Origin of the sequence: Thioalkalivibrio sp. ALE10 (assembly GCF_000381385.1) — a bacterium.
Classification (GTDB): domain Bacteria; phylum Pseudomonadota; class Gammaproteobacteria; order Ectothiorhodospirales; family Ectothiorhodospiraceae; genus Thioalkalivibrio.
This window is the reverse complement of the sequence record NZ_KB906452.1, coordinates 12444-30995: the sequence shown is the minus strand read 5'-3', so window position 1 is coordinate 30995 and position 18552 is coordinate 12444. Positions and strand designations below refer to the sequence as shown.

Here is an 18552-nt window from a genome sequence, read left to right as displayed (position 1 = left end):
ATGAGTGACTGGATCGAGGAACAGGGTGAAGTTCTCGACGTGGACGGGCACACCGCCCGCGTGCGCATCCAGCGCCGGTCCACCTGTGGCAGCTGCTCCGCGCGCAGCGGTTGCGGCAGCGGGGTCCTGTCGGACGTCCTCGGGCGCAAGCCCATCGAAGTCCGGGTTGGCCATTCCGGCGACCTGCAGGCCGGCGATACCGTCACCCTCGGCGTACGCGACACCGCGCTGGTCGCGGGTGCGCTGATGATGTACCTGCTGCCGCTGGCCGGCCTGATCGGCGTGCCCGCGCTGGGCATGGCCCTGTTCCCCGGTGCCGGCGAGGGCGTGCTGCTGCTGGCGGGCCTCGGTGGCCTCGGGGCGGGGTTGCTGGGGGTACGTCGCTGGATGCGCCAGCGCGATGCCGCGTTCCGTCCGGTGGTGCTCGCGCGCCAGCCGGGCAGCGGCATCGTGCGGCCGGTCGCCACCCGCGCCGGCTGAACCTGTCGCGGCCCGCGGGGAACTTGCGCGCCTTCGCGACGTCCAGAGGCATGTCCGTTCAAGCTTCCCGGAGAGGGATTCAATGATGCTGAAACCGATGCAATGGGCGCTGGTCGCCCTGGTCTTTCTGGCCCTGTCCCTGCCCGCTTCGGCGCGGCATCTGCCCGATTTCGTGCCGCTGGCGGAAGAACACAGCCCGGCGGTGGTGAACATCTCGGCCACCCGCACCAGCGAGGTGCCCGAACACGGCGGCATGCGTCAGTTCGAAGGGACTCCGTTCGAGGACCTGTTCGAGCGTTTCTTCGGCGAGCCCCCGGGTTCCGGTGGCGACCCGCGCCAGCGCGAGCGTGATTCGCTCGGCTCCGGCTTCATCTACAGCGAAGACGGCTACATCGTGACCGCCAACCACGTGGTCGAGGGTGCCTCGGAGATCGTGGTCCACCTGTCCGACCGGCGCGTGTTCAATGCCGAGGTCGTCGGTACCGACCCGCAGAGCGACGTGGCCCTGCTGAAGATCGACGCCGAGGACCTGCCCACGCTGGAGCTGGGTTCCTCCGAGGAGCTCCGGGTCGGGGAATGGGTCCTGGCGATCGGCTCGCCGTTCGGCTTTGACCACTCGGTCACCGCCGGGATCGTCAGCGCCAAGGGGCGCAGCCTGCCGAGCGAGAACTACGTACCCTTCATCCAGACCGACGTGGCCATCAACCCGGGCAACTCCGGTGGTCCGCTGATGAATCTCGACGGCAAGGTGATCGGGATCAATGCCCAGATCTACAGCCGTACCGGCGGGTTCATGGGCCTGTCGTTTGCGGTCCCCATCGAAGTGGTGGGCGACGTGGTGACCCAGCTGCGTGAACACGGCGAAGTGACCCGCGGATGGCTGGGTGTGCTGATCCAGGAGGTTACCCGGGATCTGGCCGAGTCGTTCGACATGGACAAGCCCTCCGGTGCCCTGGTCGCCCGAGTGCAGGCGGACAGTCCCGCGGAGAAGGCGGGGTTCGAGGCCGGTGACGTGATCCTGCGCTTCAATGGCCTGGACGTGCCGAATTCCAGCGCGCTGCCGCCGATCGTCGGTCGCACGCCGGTGGGCAGCGAGGTCGAGGTGGACATCCGTCGCGGCTCCGAGGACAAGACCCTCGAGGTCACCATCGAGGCGCTGCCCGAGGACGTCGCCGAACGCCGGTCGGCCCCGGCGCAGCCGGAGGAGGCCCGGCCCGAGCCGCAGAGCCTGCTGGGCATGCGCCTCGAGCCGCTGGACGCCGAAACCCGCGAGGAGCTTGGCGTCGACAACGGCCTGGTGGTGCTGGAGGTCGAGGACAATCCCGCGCGCAGCGCCGGCGTGCGGCCGGGCGACGTGATCGTGCAGTTCGCGCGGCAGCCGGTGGGTTCGCTGGAAGAGCTGGAAGAACGCATCGAGCAGGCCGGCCCCGGCACGACCGTCCCGGTGCTGATCCAGCGCGGTGGCAACCCCACCTTCATTGCCCTGCGCATTCCGCAGGACTGACGGGGCCGCCGGCCGGCCCCGGGTGTCGGGGCCGGGTTTCGGGGCCGGTGCATCGCACATGACGCAACTGACGGTGTACCATCGCGAAGGCTGCGGGCTCTGCGAGCATATGCTCGCAGAGCTTTTTGCTTTGCAAAGCCGTTATACTTTTACGCTCGACGTCGTCGACATCGACGAGGACCCGGACCTGCGGGAACGCTACAACACCAAGGTGCCGGTTCTTGCCGTCGACGGCGACATTCTCTGCTGCCACTTTCTTGACCGAGAGGCACTGCTGGACCTGCTGGGGCCCGCATGAGTGATACCCGTCTGACCCGTAACTTTTCCATCATCGCCCACATCGACCACGGCAAGTCGACCCTTGCGGACCGCCTGATCCAGGGCTGCCGCGGGCTGACCGAGCGCGAGATGTCGGAGCAGGTGCTGGACTCCATGGATCTTGAACGCGAGCGCGGGATCACCATCAAGGCGCAGAGCGTGTCGCTGTACTACGACGCCAACGACGGCCAGCGCTACCAGCTGAACTTCATCGATACCCCGGGCCACGTGGATTTCTCCTACGAGGTCTCGCGCTCGCTGTACGCCTGCGAGGGTGCGCTGCTGGTGGTGGATGCCTCCCAGGGCGTGGAGGCGCAGAGCGTGGCCAACTGCTACACCGCCATCGACCAGGGGCTGGAAGTCGTGCCGGTGCTCAACAAGATCGACCTGCCCGCGGCCGAACCCGACCGCGTGGCCGACGAGATCGAGGACGTGATCGGGATCGAGGCCACCGATGCCCTGCGGGTGTCGGCCAAGACCGGCGAGGGCATCAGCGAGCTGCTGGAGGAGCTGGTGCGGCGCATCCCCCCGCCGCAGGGCGATTCGGAAGCTCCGCTGAAGGCCCTGATCATCGACTCGTGGTACGACAACTACCTGGGCGTGGTGGCCCTGGTGCGGGTCAAGGCCGGGCGCCTGCATGCCGGCCAGAAGATCAAGGCGATGGCGGTGGAACGCCCGCACGAGGTCAATCGTGTGGGGGTGTTCACGCCCAAGCCGGTGGATCGCGAGTATCTGGACGTCGGCGAGGTGGGCTACATGATCGCCACCATCAAGGACATCTCCGGGGCCAAGGTCGGTGACACGATCACCGACTTCAACAACCCGGCGGACGAGCCGATCCCAGGGTTCCAGGAAATCCAGCCGCGGGTATTCGCCGGTCTGTTCCCGGTCTCCGCGGACGACTTCAACGACCTGCGCGACGCGCTCGACAAGCTGCGCCTGAACGATGCCGCGCTGTCATTCGAGCCGGAGACCTCGGCGGCCCTGGGCTTCGGCTTTCGCTGCGGCTTCCTCGGCATGCTGCACATGGAGATCGTGCAGGAACGCCTGGAGCGTGAATACGGCCTGGACCTGATCAATACCGCGCCCACCGTGGTCTACGAGGTGGAAAAGAACGACGGCAGCGTGGTGCCCGTGCACAACCCTTCGGAGCTGCCGCCGAACAACGAGGTCGCCGAGATCCGCGAGCCGGTCATCGAGGCGAATATCCTCGTGCCGCAGGAGTACGTCGGCGCGGTCATGACCCTGTGCGTCGAAAAGCGCGGGGTGCAGACCCGCATGGCCTATCACGGGCGTCAGGTGCAGCTGTCCTACGAACTGCCGATGGCCGAGGTCATGCTGGACTTCTTCGACCGGCTCAAGTCCGCGACCCGCGGCTATGCCTCGTTCGACTACCACCCGCTGCGTTTCCAGGCAGCCCCGCTGGTGCGGGTCGACATCCTGATCAACGGCGACCGGGTGGATGCGCTTTCGGCGATCGTGCATCGCGACCAAGCCGAATCGCGTGGACGCGAGATCACCGAGCGCATGGCGAAGATCATCCCGCGGCAGATGTACGAGGTGGCCATCCAGGCGGCGATCGGCTCCAAGATCATCGCGCGTTCGACGGTCAAGGCGATGCGCAAGAACGTGCTCGCCAAGTGCTACGGCGGGGACGTGAGCCGCAAACGCAAGCTGCTGGAGAAACAGAAGGAAGGCAAGAAGCGGATGAAGTCCATCGGCAAGGTGGACGTTCCGCAGGAGGCCTTTCTCGCGGTACTCTCGGTGGACGAGAAATGACGGGAACCACCGGGCCGTCGGGCCGGTAGCGGGGGCAGGGAAACAGCATGGCGAATCTGGAACTGATCCTGGTCGTGGCGACCGCGGTAACCGGCCTGATCTGGCTGGTATGGGCGGTGCTGCGCCGACGGCTGAGCCCCGAGCGCCGGGCGAAGATGCCCTGGTATGTGGACTACTCGCGCTCGTTCTTCCCGATCCTGCTGATCGTGCTGGTCCTGCGCTCGTTCGTTGCCGAACCGTTCCGCATCCCCTCGGGCTCCATGATGCCGACCCTGCTGGTGGGCGATTTCATCATGGTGAACAAGTTTTCCTATGCCGTACGCCTGCCGGTCACGCGCACCAGGATCCTCGACACCGGGGCCCCGGAACGCGGCGAGGTCGCGGTATTCAAGTATCCGCGCAATCCGGCCGAGGACTACATCAAGCGCGTCGTGGGGCTTCCCGGTGACGAGATCGAGTTCCGCGACCGCGTGCTGTACGTCAACGGCGAGCCGCAGCCGGCCGAAGAGGTCGGTACCTTCGACGGCGAGGGCTCCGGTGCGGTGATGTCCGGTGCCACGCTGTTCGAGGAGACCATGGGCGACCGGACGTACAACACCCTGATGCGCGAGGACCGCCCGGCCGCGGAAGGGCGGGTGGTCGTGCCGGACGGGCATTACTTCATGGTCGGGGACAATCGCGACAACTCCAACGACAGCCGGTCGTGGGGCTTCGTGTCCGAGGAGCTGCTGGTGGGGCGTGCGCTCTTCATCTGGCTGCACTGGGATTACAATGGTAGTCATATGGACTTTTCCCGCATCGGGCAGGCCATACGCTGATACATGACAGGGACGGGGGTAACCATGCAATCGAAGACCAGAATGAAGGGCGCCGGGGCCACCACCATCATGGCCATGATCTTCCTGGCCCTGATCGTGCTCACCTTCGTGATCCAGATGGGTACGCAGTACACCCAGTATCTGACGGTGCGCTCGATCATGCAGGACGTGGCGGAGCAGCCGGGCGCGGCGGACAAGAGCGAAGACGAACTGTGGAGCGAGGTCCGCCGGCGCTTTCAGCTGAACACGGTGCCGGACGAGATCGAGGAAGAGCACTTCTCGGTCGGCGAAGGTGACGAGGGTCCGGCGATGAACATCGACTACGAGATCCGGCGCGGCTTTCTGGGCAACATCGACATCGTTGCGCAGTTCTCCTATTCCGCGACCCTGGCGGACTGACGACATGAGATCGGGACGCGAACGGAAGGATCCAGACGTGCATGGCTGAACGGGATTTTCGAACCTTGCTGCCCGAGGCGGTGCGGGACGGCGAAGGCATGCGCCAGGCGCTGACCCATCGCAGTGCCGGCGGGCGCAACAACGAGCGCCTGGAATTCCTCGGTGACGCGGTACTCGGCCTGGTGGTTGCCGATGCCCTGTACGAGCGGCTGCCGGACTCGCCCGAGGGAGACCTGACCCGGCTGCGGGCCGCGCTGGTGAATCGCGAATCGCTGGCGGCCCTGGCGCGCGAGACCGGTCTGGAAGGCATGCTCAATCTGGGCCAGGGCGAGCGCAAGAGCGGCGGCCAGCGGCGCGACTCCATTCTTGCCGATGCGGTCGAGGCCCTGATCGGGCTCACCTATCGCGAGGCGGGCTTCGACGCCGCGCGCGACTTCACGCTCGCGCTCTATGCCGAGCGTCTGGAAAACCTCCCCGCAGCGGAGACCCTGAAGGACCCGAAGACCCGGCTGCAGGAGAAACTGCAGGGTCGCAACGCGGAGCTTCCGGTCTACGAGGTGCTGGAGGTCTCCGGACCCGACCATCAGCGCCATTTCACCGTGGCCGTGCACCTGCCCACTCAGGGCTGGGGACAGCACGGACGCGGTTCCAGCCGCCGCCGGGCCGAACAGGCCGCGGCCGAAGCGGCCCTCCACCGGCTCCAGCAGACCCAGGAACAATGAACACACCCGAGAACGAGGCAGGCGACGGCACGCGCTGCGGGCTGGTCGCCCTGATCGGCCGTCCGAACGTCGGCAAGACCACCCTGATGAATCGCCTGGTGGGCGAGAAGCTGGCGGCCACCACCCGCCGGCCGCACACCACGCGCAACCGCATCCTCGGCATCGTCACCGAAGGTGACGACCAGATCGTGCTGATGGATACCCCCGGGATCGATCAGCAGCGCACCAAACTGGTGAACCAGGTGCTCAACCGCACCGCCAGCCAGGCGCTGGCGGATGCCGACCTGATCTGTTTCCTGACCGAAGCGGGCCGTTTCGGCGAGGGCGACGAGCGCATCGAGGCGGCGATACGCAGCTCCGGGCGCCCGGCCCTGCTGGTGATCAACAAGGTCGACCGGCAGAAGAACAAGGAAGAGCTGCTGCCGTTCATCGAGGAGCGCATGGCCGCGTTTCCGTATGCCGGCGTGGTACCCATCGGCGCGCGCCGTGGAACCAACGTGCCGGGGCTGATCGAGGAGATCCGCAACCGCCTGCCCGAGGGCCCGTTCCTGTACGACCCCGATCAGCTGTCCGACCGCCCGGAGCGTTTTCGCGCCGAGGAGATGATCCGCGAGGCGATGCTGGAACAGCTGGGCGAGGAGGTGCCCTACTCGGTCGCCGTGCGCGTCGAGAACTGGGAAGACGCCCCGCACACCGCGCATATCGACGCGGTGATCCTGGTCGAGCGCGACAGCCAGAAGGGCATCGTCATCGGTAAGGGCGGGCGCCGGCTCAAGCAGATCGGTCAGGCCTCGCGCCATCAGCTCGAATCGCTGCTGGAGCGCAAGGTCATGCTCAACCTCACCGTGCGCGTCGAGGCGGACTGGTCGCGCAGCCCGCGGGCGCTGCGCGAGCTCGGGATCGAGGAACCGCGGTAGCCACCGGATTCCGTACATGAGCAGCGCCGCCAGCGAGGTCACCCCGGGCGTGGTCCTGCATGCGCGCCCGCTGCGCGAGAACAGCCGCGTGGTGGAGCTGGTCACCGAGCGGGCGGGGCGCGTTGCCGCGGTGGCGCGCGGGCGCGCCGGCAGCGTGCGCCCGTTCGTCCTGCTGGATCTCGCCTGGCGCGGGCGCGGGGAACTGCCCTCGCTCAGCGTGGCCGAGGAACGCCGGGTATACCCGCTGACCGGTCGCCGGCTGGTCTGCGGCCTGTATCTGAATGAACTGGTGCTGCGCCTGTTCCCGCGCGACGCCCCGCTGGAGGACACCCTGCAGACCCTGACCGGGGCCTACACCGAGCTTGCCGGCGAGCGGCCCGCGGACCGCATTCTGCGCCGCGCCGAGTGGCAGCTGCTGGGGGGGCTGGATTCCGGTCTCGCGTTCATCGACCCGGATGATCTCGAGCCGGAAGCCTGGTATCGCTACGAACCGGAACACGGCCTGCACGACGTGCCTGCCCGCACCGCCGGCGCCGTGCCCGGCGCCGCGCTGCAGGCACTGGCCAGCGGCCGGGACGTCCCGGATAATCTCGCCCGGGCCAGCCGCGACTTCATGCGCGCGCTGATCGACGCCCATCTCGACGGCCGGCCGCTGCAAACCCGCGGTCTGCTCTGAACAGGAAACCGATACCATGACCGACGCCGCATCCGTTCCCGCGCTCAAGCTGGGGGTCAACCTCGACCACATCGCGACCATCCGCCAGGCGCGGCACACGCCGTACCCGGACCTGATGCAGGCGGTGCGCCTGGCCGAGGCCAGCGGGGCCGACTCCATTACCCTGCATCTGCGCGAGGACCGCCGGCACATCCAGGACGACGACGTGTTCGGCATCAAGCCGCGCCTGACCGTGCCCATGAACCTGGAGATGGCCGCCACCGACGGGATGCAGACGATCGCCCTGGACCTGCGGCCGGAATACTGCTGCATCGTCCCCGAGCGCCGCGAGGAACTGACCACCGAGGGCGGACTGGATGCCGTCGGCCAGCGCGAACGGCTGACCGCCTTCGTCGGCCCGCTGCGCGAGGCCGGCATCGCCGTGTCGCTGTTCGTCGAGCCCGACGTGCGGCAGCTGGAGGCCGCGGTTGCCATTGGCGCCCCGGTGGTGGAACTGCACACCGGGGCCTATGCCAACGCCACCGATGCCGGTGAACGCGAGCGGCTGCTGACGCAGATCAACGAGGCGGCCGAGGCCGGGCGGCAGATGGGGCTGGTGATCAACGCCGGCCACGGCCTGGACTACGACAACGTGCGCGCGATCGCCGCCAACCCGGTGTTCAACGAACTCAACATCGGCCACTCGATCGTGGCCCGCGCGCTGTTCACCGGGCTGCCGGAGGCGGTCAGCCACATGCGTGGCCTGATGGACGCCGCGCGCGAGGGCGCCCCGGTCGGCCAGTACCCGGTGTGACCCGGGCGAGGGCTTCGGCGTGATCCTCGGGCTCGGCACCGACCTGGTGCAGGTGGCGCGCATGCAGGCGCTGTGGACGCGCCACGGCGAACGTTTCGCCGAACGTATCCTGCATCCGGTGGAACGCGCCGATCTCCCCGCGCAGGACCCGGCCGGCTTCCTCGCGCGGCGCTTCGCCGCCAAGGAGGCCCTGTCCAAGGCGCTTGGCTGCGGCGTCGGCGCCGGCATGGCCCTGGTCGACGCCGGCGTCACCCACGATGCCCGCGGCCGCCCGGAATTCGTGCTGGAAGGCCGCGCCCGCGCCACCGCCGAACGCCTCGGCGCCGGCCCCGTCCACCTCAGCATCTCCGACGAACGCGACTACGCCCAGGCCTTCGTCATCATCGAACGCGCCTGAGCCTGCCCGGCGTTGCACGCTCCTGCGTGGAGCCGGATACTCGAGGCATGATTCTCGAGATGAGCGACAGTCCGCTGGCGACACTCCTGCGCACCCGGCTTGCGGAGCAGGACGCAGTGATTGCGGCCTATCTGTTTGGCAGCCATGCGCGGGGGGAGGCCGGCCCCGACAGCGACATCGACCTCGCGGTTCTCACGCCGGAGCCGATGTCCCGCTCGCTGCTCGATCCACTGGCGCGCCTGGAAATGGATCTGTCGGACACGCTGGGCCGCCGGGTCGATCTGGTCGACCTGCATTCCGCTCCGCCGGATCTCGTGCACCGGATCCTGCGCGACGGCCATCTGCTGCTGGACCGCGCCCCGGACCGCCGCGCCGCGTTCGAGGTGGCGGCGCGCAACGCCTATTTCGACGTCCTCCCCTATCTGCAGGAATACCGCCGCGGAGCACGGAGCCATTAGCCGAAGTCGCGGGAGCTGGTGACCTGCCCGGTCGGGTCATCGGCGCTCGCCCGGCATGCGTCCGGCCCCATGCCGCAGTGCGCCGTCAGGTCGGCGACGCAGCCTCTCTCCCCCCGGCACTTCCCCTTCCGCCCCACAAGCACATGACTTCCCGCGGGGCTTGTATCAATGCTCGGTGTAATCCTTATTGAATTACTCAGGAATTCTCTTATCGTCGGAACCGAAGACAGAGGGCGGAGGCGACCGCCTGATTCAGGCGACGACGGGATGTAACGCCAATCCCGGTCGGCGTCTCGGGAGCCGCGGGCTGCAACCGGATCCTGCTCTGCCCTCGCGTGAGTTCAACCGCACAACCGAGGCAAGGCTTATGTCGACCCAGCCGAAGGACATCGAGCAACTCGTCAAGGGCGAGTACAAGTGGGGCTTCTCCACCGATATCGAGCAGGACATCCTGCCCCCGGGATTGAACGAAGACGTCATTCGGGCGATCTCGCGCAAGAAGCAGGAACCCGAGTTCATGCTCGAATGGCGGCTTGCGGCCTACCGCGACTGGCTCCAGATGCGCGAACCGACCTGGGCGCATGTGCATTATCCGAAGATCGATTTCCAGGCGATTTCCTATTTCGCGGCGCCGAAGTCGAAGGACGATGCACCGCAGAGTCTGGACGAGGTCGACCCCAAGCTGCTGGAAACCTACGAGAAGCTCGGCATCCCGCTGGACGAACGGGCGCGCCTGGCCGGCGTCGCGGTGGATGCGGTGTTCGACAGCGTGTCGGTGACCACCACGTTCAAGGAAAAACTGGCGGATGCCGGCGTGATCTTCTGTTCCTTCTCCGAGGCGCTGCAGGAATACCCGGAACTGGTCGAGCGTTACCTCGGCTCCGTGGTGCCGCGCAATGACAACTATTTCGCCGCCCTGAACTCGGCGGTGTTCTCCGACGGCTCGTTCGTATACGTGCCGAAGGGCGTGCGCTGCCCGATGGAGCTGTCGACCTATTTCCGCATCAATGCGATGGACACGGGCCAGTTCGAGCGCACCCTCATCATCGCCGAGGAGGGTTCGCACGTGAGCTACCTCGAGGGCTGCACGGCGCCCCAGCGGGACGAGAACCAGCTGCACGCCGCAGTGGTCGAGCTGGTCGCCGAGGCGGATGCGGAGATCAAGTACTCCACCGTGCAGAACTGGTTCCCGGGCGACGAAGAAGGCAAGGGCGGCATCTACAACTTCGTCACCAAGCGCGGCGAGTGCCGCGGTGACAACAGCAAGATCGCCTGGACGCAGGTCGAGGCGGGGTCCGCCATCACCTGGAAGTATCCGAGCTGCGTGCTCAAGGGCGACAACTCGGTCGGCGAGTTCTACTCGGTGGCCGTGGGCAACAATTTCCAGCAGATCGACAGCGGCACGAAGATGATCCACGTGGGGCGCAATACCCGCAGCACGATCATTTCCAAGGGCATTTCCGCCGGCCGCGCCAACAACGCCTACCGCGGCCTGGTCCGCATGACCCCCGGGGCCGAGAACGCCCGCAACTACACCCAGTGCGACTCCTTGCTGCTCGGGGAGACCTGCGGCGCGCACACCTATCCGTACATCGAGGCCAAAAACCCGAGCTCGAACATCGAACACGAGGCGACGACCTCCACGGTCAGTGACGATCAGATCTTCTACCTCAAGCAGCGCGGTCTGTCCGAGGAGGATGCCGTCAACATGATCGTGAACGGTTTCTGCAAGGAGGTCTTCGGCGAGCTGCCCATGGAATTCGCCACCGAGGCCGAGGCCCTGCTGAGTGTTTCTCTGGAAGGGGCGGTCGGCTAGCCGCTGTCCCGGCAGCCCGTTCGCACACGCGTCCGACAAGAGGGGTCCGATATGAACAAGCAAGAACTGTTAAGCGCATTCGAGATGATGCCGGACTGGGATGACCGCTTCCGCATGATCGAGGATCTGGGACGCCAGATGCCGACCCTGCCGGAGGAGGCGCTCACGGAGGAGAACCGCGTCAAGGACTGCAACACGCAGGCGTGGCTGATCGCCCATCTGGACGACCAGGAGCCCCCGCGGCTGGTGCTGGAGGCGGACGCGGAGACGTCCATGGTGCGGGGCCTGATGGCCCTGATGCTGCTGCCGTTCCGGGACAAGACGCCGGAGGAAGTCCTGAACACCGACCCGTATGAACTGCTGGGCGAGGTCGGCATGGACGAAGCCCTCAGCCCGACCCGGCGCGCCGGCATGGAGGCGCTCATGCTCCGGGTCAAGGAGCTGGCCCTCGAGCATGCCCGGACGAATGCCTAGGGAAACACTGATCCATGTACACGCTCGCGCTCGAGTCGCTTTTGCGTGCGAACAAGGCGCGGTGACCGCCGTGCAGTCATTCTGCACAAGGGAGCCGCAACGCCGTGCGCGCGCAAAAGCGGCCGAGCCCCTGCATTCAATAACTTGTGGGGGGTTGTCACGCCAGGTTCCCCGATCCTGCGTTGCGGCCCTTGCCGGTAGAACCACTACCGGCTGCGCACCGCGCCTTGTCTCGGAAAACCTGGCGTGACAACGCGAGTGTGTACATTGATCCGTGTTTCCCTAGGGCGCGCCAAACCGACACTGAATTTCCAGGTACCCGGAGGACAACGCACATGCTGAAGATCAACGACCTGCATGCATCGATTGACGACAAGGAGATCCTCAGGGGGATCGACCTCGAGGTAAAACCGGGCGAGGTCCACGCCATCATGGGACCCAACGGCTCCGGCAAGAGCACCCTGTGCCAGGTGCTGGGCGGCCGCGACGGTTATGAAGCCACGTCGGGGTCGGTCACCTATCAGGATCAGGACCTGCTGGCGATGGAACCCGAGATCCGCGCCCGCGAAGGGATGCTGCTGGGCTTTCAGTACCCGGTGGAGATCCCCGGCGTCAAGAACATCTATCTGCTCAAGGAAGCCTACAACGCCCAGCGCAAGCACCGCGGCGAACCCGAGGCGGACACCTTCCAGTTCCTGACCCTGGTGCGGGAAAAGATGCAGATGATGCAGATGGACGAAAGCTTCCTGCATCGCGCGATCAATTCCGGATTCTCCGGGGGCGAGAAGAAACGCAACGAGATCCTCCAGATGCTGGTGCTGGAGCCGCACCTGGCCCTGCTGGACGAGACCGACTCCGGGCTGGACATCGACGCCCTGAAGATCGTGGCGGAAGGGGTGAACCACCTGCGTTCGGCGGACCGGGCGATCGTGCTGGTGACCCATTACCAGCGCCTGCTGAGCCACATCGAGCCGGACTACGTCCATGTGCTGTCCGGCGGCCGGATCATCAAGTCCGGTGACAAGACGCTGGCCCAGGAGCTCGAGCGCGAAGGCTACCAGGGGATCATCAAGGAGGCCGCATGAGCGCGAACGCACTGGATACCCATTACATCGGGCAGCTCGAGCAGCTGCAGGGAACGTTGAGTGCGGACCTGCCGCCGTGGCTCGCGCAACGACGGCGGGCGGCGGCCGAGCGGTTTGCGGAGTCCGGCTTCCCCGACCCGCGTGCCGAGGAATGGAAATACACCAACGTTCGCCCGATCGCCAACAAGCCGTTCTCGGTTGCCAGCGAATGCGGGCTGCTTGAGGCCGCGACGCTCGAGGAGCATGTCTTCGGCGAGCTCGAGCCCTGGCGCCTGGTGTTCGAGAACGGGTTCCTGCGCGACGACCTGTCGCGACTCGACGGACTGGCTCGAGGGGTCCGCATCGACGGCCTGAATACGGCGATCCGGGAGGGGGCGACCATCCCGGAACAGTGTCTGGACGGGCTTGCCCACGACCAGTACTCGTCGTTTGCGACGCTGAATACCGCGTTCCTGACCGACGGGGCCGTGATCCACCTGGAGCCCGGTGTGGTGCTGGAGCGCCCGATCCACCTGGTGTTCTACGGAACCCCGTCCAGTGAGAATGTCTGGTGCCACCCCCGGGTTCTCGTTGTGGGCGAGTCCGGTTGTGAGGCCACCATCATCGAGCACTACGTGGACGGGGAAGGGGCGCGCAGTTTCACCAACACGGTTACCGAGATCGAGGCCCATGCCGGGGCTCACCTGCACCACTATCTGGTGCAGGAGCATGCGGATACCGCCTATCACGTCGGCAATGTCTTCGTCCGCCAGCGGCGCGACAGTGTGGTGACCTCGCACAACGTGAATCTGGGCGGGCGCCTGGTGCGGCACGACCTGAACGTGGACCTGGTGGAGCCCGGCGCCGAGACCCATCTCAACGGCCTGTTCCTGGTCGGTGACCGGCAGCATGTGGATACCCACACGCGGGTCCACCACTCGGTCCCGCATACCACCAGCCGCGAGCAGTACCGGGGTATCGCGCAGGGCCGGGGCCGCGGGGTATTCAAGGGGCGTGTCCTGATCCGTGAAGGGGCCCAGAAGACCGCCGCGGAGCAGCACAGCGCCAATCTCCTGCTGTCGCCCAAGGCGGAGATCGACGCCAAGCCGGAGCTGGAGATCTACGCGGACGACGTGAAGGCGGCGCACGGCGCCACCGTCGGCCAGCTGGATGCCGATGCGCTGTATTACCTCGCCAGTCGTGGCATCGGGCCGGAGATCGCCCGGGGCATGCTGGTCTACGCCTTTGCCGAAGAAGTGCTGGAGCCGATGAAACTGGATCCGGTCCGGGCGGTGGTGGAGAACCGGCTCGCGCAGCGTCTCCCGGAGGCCGTGCCCGCCACTCTTGCACAAGCGTGATGACACCCGAACATTCGGAGGAATGACGATGGCGTCTCAGGAAATCGTGAAACTGGAGCGGGACACGCTGGCGGTTGCGGTGCCATCGGGCCAGAAGGTGATGATCGGAGAAGGCAGCCAGGTGGCCCTGATGCAGGCGCTCGGCGGCTCCTTCACCGTGACCGCGCAGGGGCGGATGTTTCGCATCAGTGGTGAAGACGCGGATGCACTGGGCAAAACGCCGCCACCGCCGCCGCAACTGCCCGAAAACGCCTCGGACGAAGATGTCGAGCAGCTGGTGTGGGAGCAGATGAGGACCTGCTACGACCCGGAGATCCCCATCAACATCGTGGAACTGGGGCTGATCTACTCCTGCACGGTGGAGAAAGAGGAGGACGGCTCGCGCTCCGTGTGGGTCGAGATGACGCTGACCGCACCCGGCTGCGGGATGGGGGACACGCTGGCCAACGATGTATGGCAGCGGATCATGGAGGTTCCCACCGTCGAGCAGGCGGGGGTCGAGATGGTGTTTGATCCACCGTGGGATGCCTCGCGGATGAGCGAGGCCGCGCGTCTCGAAACGGGGATGTTCTGATGGAAGACTGGGCCGATGTAGCCGCCGTGGACGACATCCCCCCGGGCGAGCGCCGGGTGGTGGAGGTCGACGATGTCCCGATCGCGGTCTTCAATCTGGAGGGGTCCTTCTACGCCATCGAGGACCTGTGCTCGCACGAGGAATATCCGATCGCCGAGGGTGAGTTGCGTGATGACCGACTGGTGTGTCCGCACCACGGTGCCGAGTTCTGTCTGCGCGACGGCAGTGCACTCACCGCCCCGGCGGTGGAGCCACTTACCTGTTTCCCGGTGCGCGTCCGCGACGGGCGCGTCGAGGTCCGTGACGACCGCTGGGATTGACCCGTTTCACGCCAGAGAGGTGTAGCCATGAATTCGAACATCGCCGACGCGACCGCCGAGACCGCCCGCATTCCGGAGAGCGACCGGATTCGCGCGACCGACGATGCGGTCCGGCACATCCTCGCGCAGATGGAGAGTGACCCCGAGGCCATCGGATTTCGTGTTGAAGTGAAACGCACCGGGTGCTCCGGGTGGATGTATTCGGTGGACCTGGTCCGCGAGCCGCGACCCGATGATCTGGTGTTCCGCGTGGATGAACGCCTCGACGTCCATGTCGACCCGAAGAGCTTCGAATTCATCCGCGGAACGGAGATCGACTTCCAGGCGGAGGGGCTGACCCGGCAAATCGTCTTCCACAACCCGAACGTCACCGCCGAATGCGGCTGTGGCGAGAGTTTCTCCGTGGATACCGCCGCTTCCTGATCTGGCCGTTAGCCGAAGTCGCGGGAGCGGGTGACCAGCTCGCCCAGCCAGGTGCTGCGGTCGGTGAGGCGGCGGGCGACCAGGTGGCCGACGCCGTCGGCCCATTGCCATTCGCCGTCGATCTCCAGCAGCTGGCCGCGCAGGACCTCGGGGCGGAAGCGTTCCACGCGGTCGGGCCAGACGATCACGTTCAGCGTGCCGTGTTCGTCCTCCAGGGTCAGGAATACCGTGCCGTTGGCCGAGCCCGGGCGCTGGCGGGTGATCACCAGACCCGCGTAGCGCGCCGGGCCGGGGCGCCGGCGCGCGGAAAGCGTCGCGGAGTCCGGCAGGCGCCGGCGTTCGAGCTGCGGGCGCAGCAGGGCCAGCGGGTGCGGCCCCAGCGTGAGGCCGGTGGTGGCGTAGTCCTGGACCAGGTCGTCCACCGCGTCGGGCACCGGCAGCAGGGGCATGCGGGCGTCGTCCCCGGCCTGCCCCGGCTCGCGCGGCTCGCGTGGCTCGTGCGGGGCGTCGGCGGGCTCGGCGTGTTGCGGCAGGCCCTCGAACAGCGGCAGCGGGGCCTCCACCGCATCGGCGGCCCAGCGCGCCTGGTGGCGGTTGCCGGCCAGCCCGGCCAGGGCCCCGGCGCGTGCCAGCCGGCTGGCCTCGGCGCGGCTCAGCCGGGCGCGTGCGACCAGCTCGGGCACGTCGCTGAACGGGCCCTCGGCGCGGGCCGCGTGGATGCGTTCGGCGACCTCCCGACGCAGGCCCTGGACGCGGTTGAAGCCCAGGCGCAGGGCCAGCGGGGCATCCGGCACGTCCGGCGCGTCCGGCGTATCCGGTGAGTCGCCGGCGGCCTCGAGGCTGCATTCCGGCTGGCTGTGGTTCACGTCCACCGGGCGCACCTCCACGCCGTGACGGCGGGCATCGGCCACGATCTGCGCCGGGCCGTAGAAGCCCATCGGCTGGCTGTTGAGCAGGGCACAGGCGAAGATCGCCGGCTCGAAGCACTTGAGCCAGGCCGAGACCCAGGTGATCAGCGCGAAGCTGGCGGAGTGCGATTCGGGGAAGCCGTACTCGCCGAAGCCGAGGATCTGGCGATACAGCCGCTCGGCGAACTCGGCGGAATAGCCGCGCTCGCGCATCCCCTCCAGCAGCCGCTCGCGCCAGCGCCCGAGATCCCCGCGGCGGCGCCAGGCGCCGATGGAGCGGCGCAGCCCGTCGGCCTCGCCGGCGGAGAACCCGGCCGCCACCATCGCCAGCTCGATCACCTGTTCCTGAAAGATGGGCACGCCCAGGGTGCGCCCCAGCACCCGTTCGATCTCCGCGTTGGGGAAGCGCACCCGCTCGGGGTGTGCCCGGCGCTTGAGATAGGGATGCACCATCTCGCCCTGGATCGGGCCGGGACGCACGATGGCGATCTCGATCACCAGGTCGTAGAAGTTCTTCGGCTTCAGCCGCGGCAGCATGCTCATCTGCGCGCGCGACTCGATCTGGAACACCCCCAGGCTGTCGGCCTTCTGCAGCATCGCGTAGACCGCCGGGTCCTCGGCCGGGATGTCGGCCAGGCCCCAGTCGCGGCCGCGGTGCCGGTGCATCAGCTCCAGCGCGCGGCGCACGCAGGAGAGCATCCCCAGCGACAGCACGTCGATCTTCAGCAGGCCGGCGGCGTCGAGGTCGTCCTTGTCCCACTGGATCACGCTGCGTTCGGGCATCGCCGCGTTCTCGATCGGCACCAGCTCGTCGAGCCGCCCGGCGGCGATCACGAAGCCCCCGGTGTGCTGCGACAGATGGCGCGGGAAGCCGACCAGCTCGGCGGTCAGGGCCTGCCACTGGCGGGCCAGGGCGCCGTCGGGTTCCAGGCCGACCTCGCGCAGGCGTTCGGCCGGGATGCCCTCGTCCCACCAGGCGAGGTTGGCCGTCAGCGCGTCCAGTCGCGCGCGCGAGAGCCCCAGCGCCCGGCCCACGTCGCGCAGGGCGCTGCGGCGGCGGTAGCGGATCACGGTGCAGGCCAGTGCCGCGCGGTCGCGGCCGTAGCGCCGGTAGATGTACTGGATCACCTCCTCGCGGCGCTCGTGCTCGAAGTCGACGTCGATATCCGGTGGCTCGCCGCGCTCGGCGGAGATGAAGCGCTCGAACAGCATGCTCGAGCGCGACGGATCCACCGCGGTGATGCCCAGCGCGTAGCACACCGCCGAGTTGGCCGCCGAACCCCGGCCCTGGCACAGGATCCCGCGGCTGCGCGCGAAGCGCACGATGTCGTACACGGTGAGGAAATACGGCTCGTAGCCCAGTTCGGCGATGATGCCCAGCTCGCGCTCGATCTGTGCCTGCACCGGCTCCGGGATGCCGTCGGGCCAGCGCTTGCGGGCCCCGCGCAGGCTCTCCTCGCGCAGGTACTCGGTGGCCGTGCGCCCGGGTGGCAGCGGGTCGGTGGGGTAGTGGTATTCGAGTTCGTCCAGGGAGAAGCGGCAGTCGGTCGCGATGGCGACCGCATGATGCAGCCAGGCGGCCGGATACAGCGTGGCCAGATCCGCGCGCGGGCGCAGGCAGCGTTCGCCGTTGGGGAACAGGCGGTCGGCTGCCTGTGCCACGGTACAGCGGTGGCGCAGCGCGGTCAGCACGTCCTGCAGCGCGCGCCGTCCGCGCGCATGCATGTGCACGTCGCCGCAGGCCGTCACCGGCAGGTCGTGTGCCTGCGCGAGCTGCCGTGCCCGGGCGATCTGCGCCGGATCCCCGGGCGTGCGCAGCAGCGCGACCGCCAGATGCCCCTGCCCGGGCGGGGCCCATGCCCGCAGCCAGGCCGCTGCGTCGTCGGGATCGGCCGTGCCGGATTCCGGCCACAGATGCAGCAGCACGTGCCAGCCGGCGCGCTCGGCTTCCGGGACCGCCTCCAGATCCGCCCGGGTCAGGTGATGCTCGCCCTTGTCCGCGGCCCGGCGGGCGGTGCTGATAACCCGGCACAGCGCGGCATAGCCCGTGCGCTCGCGCACCAGAACGGTCAGTTCGGGGCCGTCGGCCAGCCGCAGGCGGGCGCCGGCGATCAGGTGCACGCCGGTGCGCTGCGCCGCCTCGTGCGCGCGCACCAGGCCCGCCAGCGAGGCGATGTCGGTCAGCGCCAGCGCGCGATAGCCCAGCGCCGCCGCGCGCTCCACCAGCTCCTCCGGGTGCGAGGCCCCGCGCAGGAACGAGAAGTTGCTCAGCGCCGTCAGCTCGGCAAAGGCCGGGGCGGTGTCGGCTTCGGGTGCGCGTTCGTCCATATACTGTATATTTGTACAGTATCATG

20 protein-coding genes are annotated in these 18552 nt (G+C 67.6%); 19 read left to right on the top strand and 1 reads right to left on the bottom strand.

Annotation, left to right across the window (positions count from 1 at the left end):
• From F788_RS0106575 to F788_RS0106480, 19 genes are all read left to right on the top strand, one after another.
• Entirely contained in the window at positions 1-480 is a 480-nt protein-coding gene (locus F788_RS0106575; RefSeq protein WP_018870155.1) for a SoxR reducing system RseC family protein, read from the top strand.
• Between the two features lie 82 nt (positions 481-562).
• Entirely contained in the window at positions 563-1984 is a 1422-nt protein-coding gene (locus F788_RS0106570; RefSeq protein ID WP_018870154.1) for a DegQ family serine endoprotease, read from the top strand.
• A gap of 58 nt (positions 1985-2042) precedes the next feature.
• The gene (locus F788_RS0106565; RefSeq protein ID WP_018870153.1) at positions 2043-2282 is read left to right on the top strand and encodes a glutaredoxin family protein; all 240 of its coding nucleotides are present in this window, start codon (positions 2043-2045) and stop codon (positions 2280-2282) included.
• Positions 2279-4081, top strand: coding sequence for a translation elongation factor 4 (gene lepA, locus F788_RS0106560; protein ID WP_018870152.1), 1803 nt, complete (start codon positions 2279-2281; stop codon positions 4079-4081). Before F788_RS0106565 ends, lepA begins: the two co-directional genes overlap by 4 nt.
• Positions 4082-4128: 47 nt before the next feature.
• Positions 4129-4899: a signal peptidase I gene (gene lepB, locus F788_RS0106555; RefSeq protein ID WP_018870151.1), complete on the top strand. Its 771-nt coding sequence runs from the start codon at positions 4129-4131 to the stop codon at positions 4897-4899.
• A 42-nt stretch (positions 4900-4941) separates the two neighbouring features.
• Positions 4942-5298: a DUF4845 domain-containing protein gene (locus tag F788_RS0106550; protein ID WP_018870150.1), complete on the top strand. Its 357-nt coding sequence runs from the start codon at positions 4942-4944 to the stop codon at positions 5296-5298.
• Positions 5299-5339: 41 nt separating this feature from the next.
• Positions 5340-6020 carry a ribonuclease III gene (gene rnc, locus F788_RS0106545; protein WP_018870149.1) on the top strand — a complete coding sequence of 227 codons (681 nt, stop codon included), beginning with the start codon at positions 5340-5342 and terminating at the stop codon, positions 6018-6020.
• The gene (gene era, locus F788_RS0106540; RefSeq protein ID WP_019589670.1) at positions 6017-6937 is read left to right on the top strand and encodes a GTPase Era; all 921 of its coding nucleotides are present in this window, start codon (positions 6017-6019) and stop codon (positions 6935-6937) included. The genes rnc and era overlap by 4 nt, the downstream gene beginning before the upstream one ends.
• A 16-nt stretch (positions 6938-6953) precedes the next feature.
• On the top strand, positions 6954-7613 hold the full coding sequence (locus F788_RS0106535) for a DNA repair protein RecO (RefSeq protein ID WP_019569769.1): 660 nt from the start codon (positions 6954-6956) through the stop codon (positions 7611-7613).
• A 16-nt stretch (positions 7614-7629) separates the two neighbouring features.
• Positions 7630-8406 (top strand): pyridoxine 5'-phosphate synthase, encoded by a 777-nt coding sequence (locus F788_RS0106530; RefSeq protein WP_019589669.1) that lies wholly within the window; start codon positions 7630-7632, stop codon positions 8404-8406.
• Between the two features lie 19 nt (positions 8407-8425).
• Positions 8426-8803 (top strand): holo-ACP synthase, encoded by a 378-nt coding sequence (gene acpS, locus F788_RS0106525; RefSeq protein ID WP_019589668.1) that lies wholly within the window; start codon positions 8426-8428, stop codon positions 8801-8803.
• Between the two features lie 47 nt (positions 8804-8850).
• On the top strand, positions 8851-9261 hold the full coding sequence (locus F788_RS0106520; RefSeq protein ID WP_019589667.1) for a nucleotidyltransferase domain-containing protein: 411 nt from the start codon (positions 8851-8853) through the stop codon (positions 9259-9261).
• 367 nt (positions 9262-9628) lie between these two features.
• A complete protein-coding gene (gene sufB / locus F788_RS0106510; protein ID WP_018870142.1) occupies positions 9629-11077 on the top strand; it encodes a Fe-S cluster assembly protein SufB in 1449 nt (482 codons plus the stop codon).
• 51 nt (positions 11078-11128) lie between these two features.
• A complete protein-coding gene (locus F788_RS0106505; RefSeq protein ID WP_019589665.1) occupies positions 11129-11551 on the top strand; it encodes a SufE family protein in 423 nt (140 codons plus the stop codon).
• Between the two features lie 335 nt (positions 11552-11886).
• Complete coding sequence (sufC, locus tag F788_RS0106500) at positions 11887-12636, top strand: Fe-S cluster assembly ATPase SufC (protein WP_018870140.1); 750 nt, start codon at positions 11887-11889, stop codon at positions 12634-12636.
• The gene (sufD, locus tag F788_RS0106495; RefSeq protein ID WP_019589664.1) at positions 12633-13973 is read left to right on the top strand and encodes a Fe-S cluster assembly protein SufD; all 1341 of its coding nucleotides are present in this window, start codon (positions 12633-12635) and stop codon (positions 13971-13973) included. The genes sufC and sufD overlap by 4 nt, the downstream gene beginning before the upstream one ends.
• A 28-nt stretch (positions 13974-14001) precedes the next feature.
• Positions 14002-14547: a putative Fe-S cluster assembly protein SufT gene (gene sufT / locus F788_RS0106490; RefSeq protein ID WP_018870138.1), complete on the top strand. Its 546-nt coding sequence runs from the start codon at positions 14002-14004 to the stop codon at positions 14545-14547.
• On the top strand, positions 14547-14867 hold the full coding sequence (locus F788_RS0106485; RefSeq protein WP_019589663.1) for a non-heme iron oxygenase ferredoxin subunit: 321 nt from the start codon (positions 14547-14549) through the stop codon (positions 14865-14867). Before sufT ends, F788_RS0106485 begins: the two co-directional genes overlap by 1 nt.
• A 27-nt stretch (positions 14868-14894) precedes the next feature.
• Positions 14895-15290 carry an iron-sulfur cluster assembly accessory protein gene (locus tag F788_RS0106480; RefSeq protein WP_019589662.1) on the top strand — a complete coding sequence of 132 codons (396 nt, stop codon included), beginning with the start codon at positions 14895-14897 and terminating at the stop codon, positions 15288-15290.
• An 8-nt stretch (positions 15291-15298) separates the two neighbouring features.
• On the opposite strand, the gene F788_RS0106475 is transcribed toward F788_RS0106480, so the two are convergent.
• Positions 15299-18526, bottom strand: coding sequence for an error-prone DNA polymerase (locus F788_RS0106475; RefSeq protein ID WP_019589661.1), 3228 nt, complete (start codon positions 18524-18526; stop codon positions 15299-15301).
• Positions 18527-18552: the final 26 nt, after the last annotated feature.

Coding starts and splice junctions, on each gene's coding strand:
- F788_RS0106575 (WP_018870155.1), top strand. CDS start 1: ATGAGTGACTGGATCGAGGAACAGGGTGAAGTTCTCGACGTGGACGGG.
- F788_RS0106570 (WP_018870154.1), top strand. CDS start 563: ATGATGCTGAAACCGATGCAATGGGCGCTGGTCGCCCTGGTCTTTCTG.
- F788_RS0106565 (WP_018870153.1), top strand. CDS start 2,043: ATGACGCAACTGACGGTGTACCATCGCGAAGGCTGCGGGCTCTGCGAG.
- lepA (WP_018870152.1), top strand. CDS start 2,279: ATGAGTGATACCCGTCTGACCCGTAACTTTTCCATCATCGCCCACATC.
- lepB (WP_018870151.1), top strand. CDS start 4,129: ATGGCGAATCTGGAACTGATCCTGGTCGTGGCGACCGCGGTAACCGGC.
- F788_RS0106550 (WP_018870150.1), top strand. CDS start 4,942: ATGAAGGGCGCCGGGGCCACCACCATCATGGCCATGATCTTCCTGGCC.
- rnc (WP_018870149.1), top strand. CDS start 5,340: ATGGCTGAACGGGATTTTCGAACCTTGCTGCCCGAGGCGGTGCGGGAC.
- era (WP_019589670.1), top strand. CDS start 6,017: ATGAACACACCCGAGAACGAGGCAGGCGACGGCACGCGCTGCGGGCTG.
- F788_RS0106535 (WP_019569769.1), top strand. CDS start 6,954: ATGAGCAGCGCCGCCAGCGAGGTCACCCCGGGCGTGGTCCTGCATGCG.
- F788_RS0106530 (WP_019589669.1), top strand. CDS start 7,630: ATGACCGACGCCGCATCCGTTCCCGCGCTCAAGCTGGGGGTCAACCTC.
- F788_RS0106520 (WP_019589667.1), top strand. CDS start 8,851: ATGATTCTCGAGATGAGCGACAGTCCGCTGGCGACACTCCTGCGCACC.
- sufB (WP_018870142.1), top strand. CDS start 9,629: ATGTCGACCCAGCCGAAGGACATCGAGCAACTCGTCAAGGGCGAGTAC.
- F788_RS0106505 (WP_019589665.1), top strand. CDS start 11,129: ATGAACAAGCAAGAACTGTTAAGCGCATTCGAGATGATGCCGGACTGG.
- sufC (WP_018870140.1), top strand. CDS start 11,887: ATGCTGAAGATCAACGACCTGCATGCATCGATTGACGACAAGGAGATC.
- sufD (WP_019589664.1), top strand. CDS start 12,633: ATGAGCGCGAACGCACTGGATACCCATTACATCGGGCAGCTCGAGCAG.
- sufT (WP_018870138.1), top strand. CDS start 14,002: ATGGCGTCTCAGGAAATCGTGAAACTGGAGCGGGACACGCTGGCGGTT.
- F788_RS0106485 (WP_019589663.1), top strand. CDS start 14,547: ATGGAAGACTGGGCCGATGTAGCCGCCGTGGACGACATCCCCCCGGGC.
- F788_RS0106480 (WP_019589662.1), top strand. CDS start 14,895: ATGAATTCGAACATCGCCGACGCGACCGCCGAGACCGCCCGCATTCCG.
- F788_RS0106475 (WP_019589661.1), bottom strand. CDS start 18,526: ATGGACGAACGCGCACCCGAAGCCGACACCGCCCCGGCCTTTGCCGAG.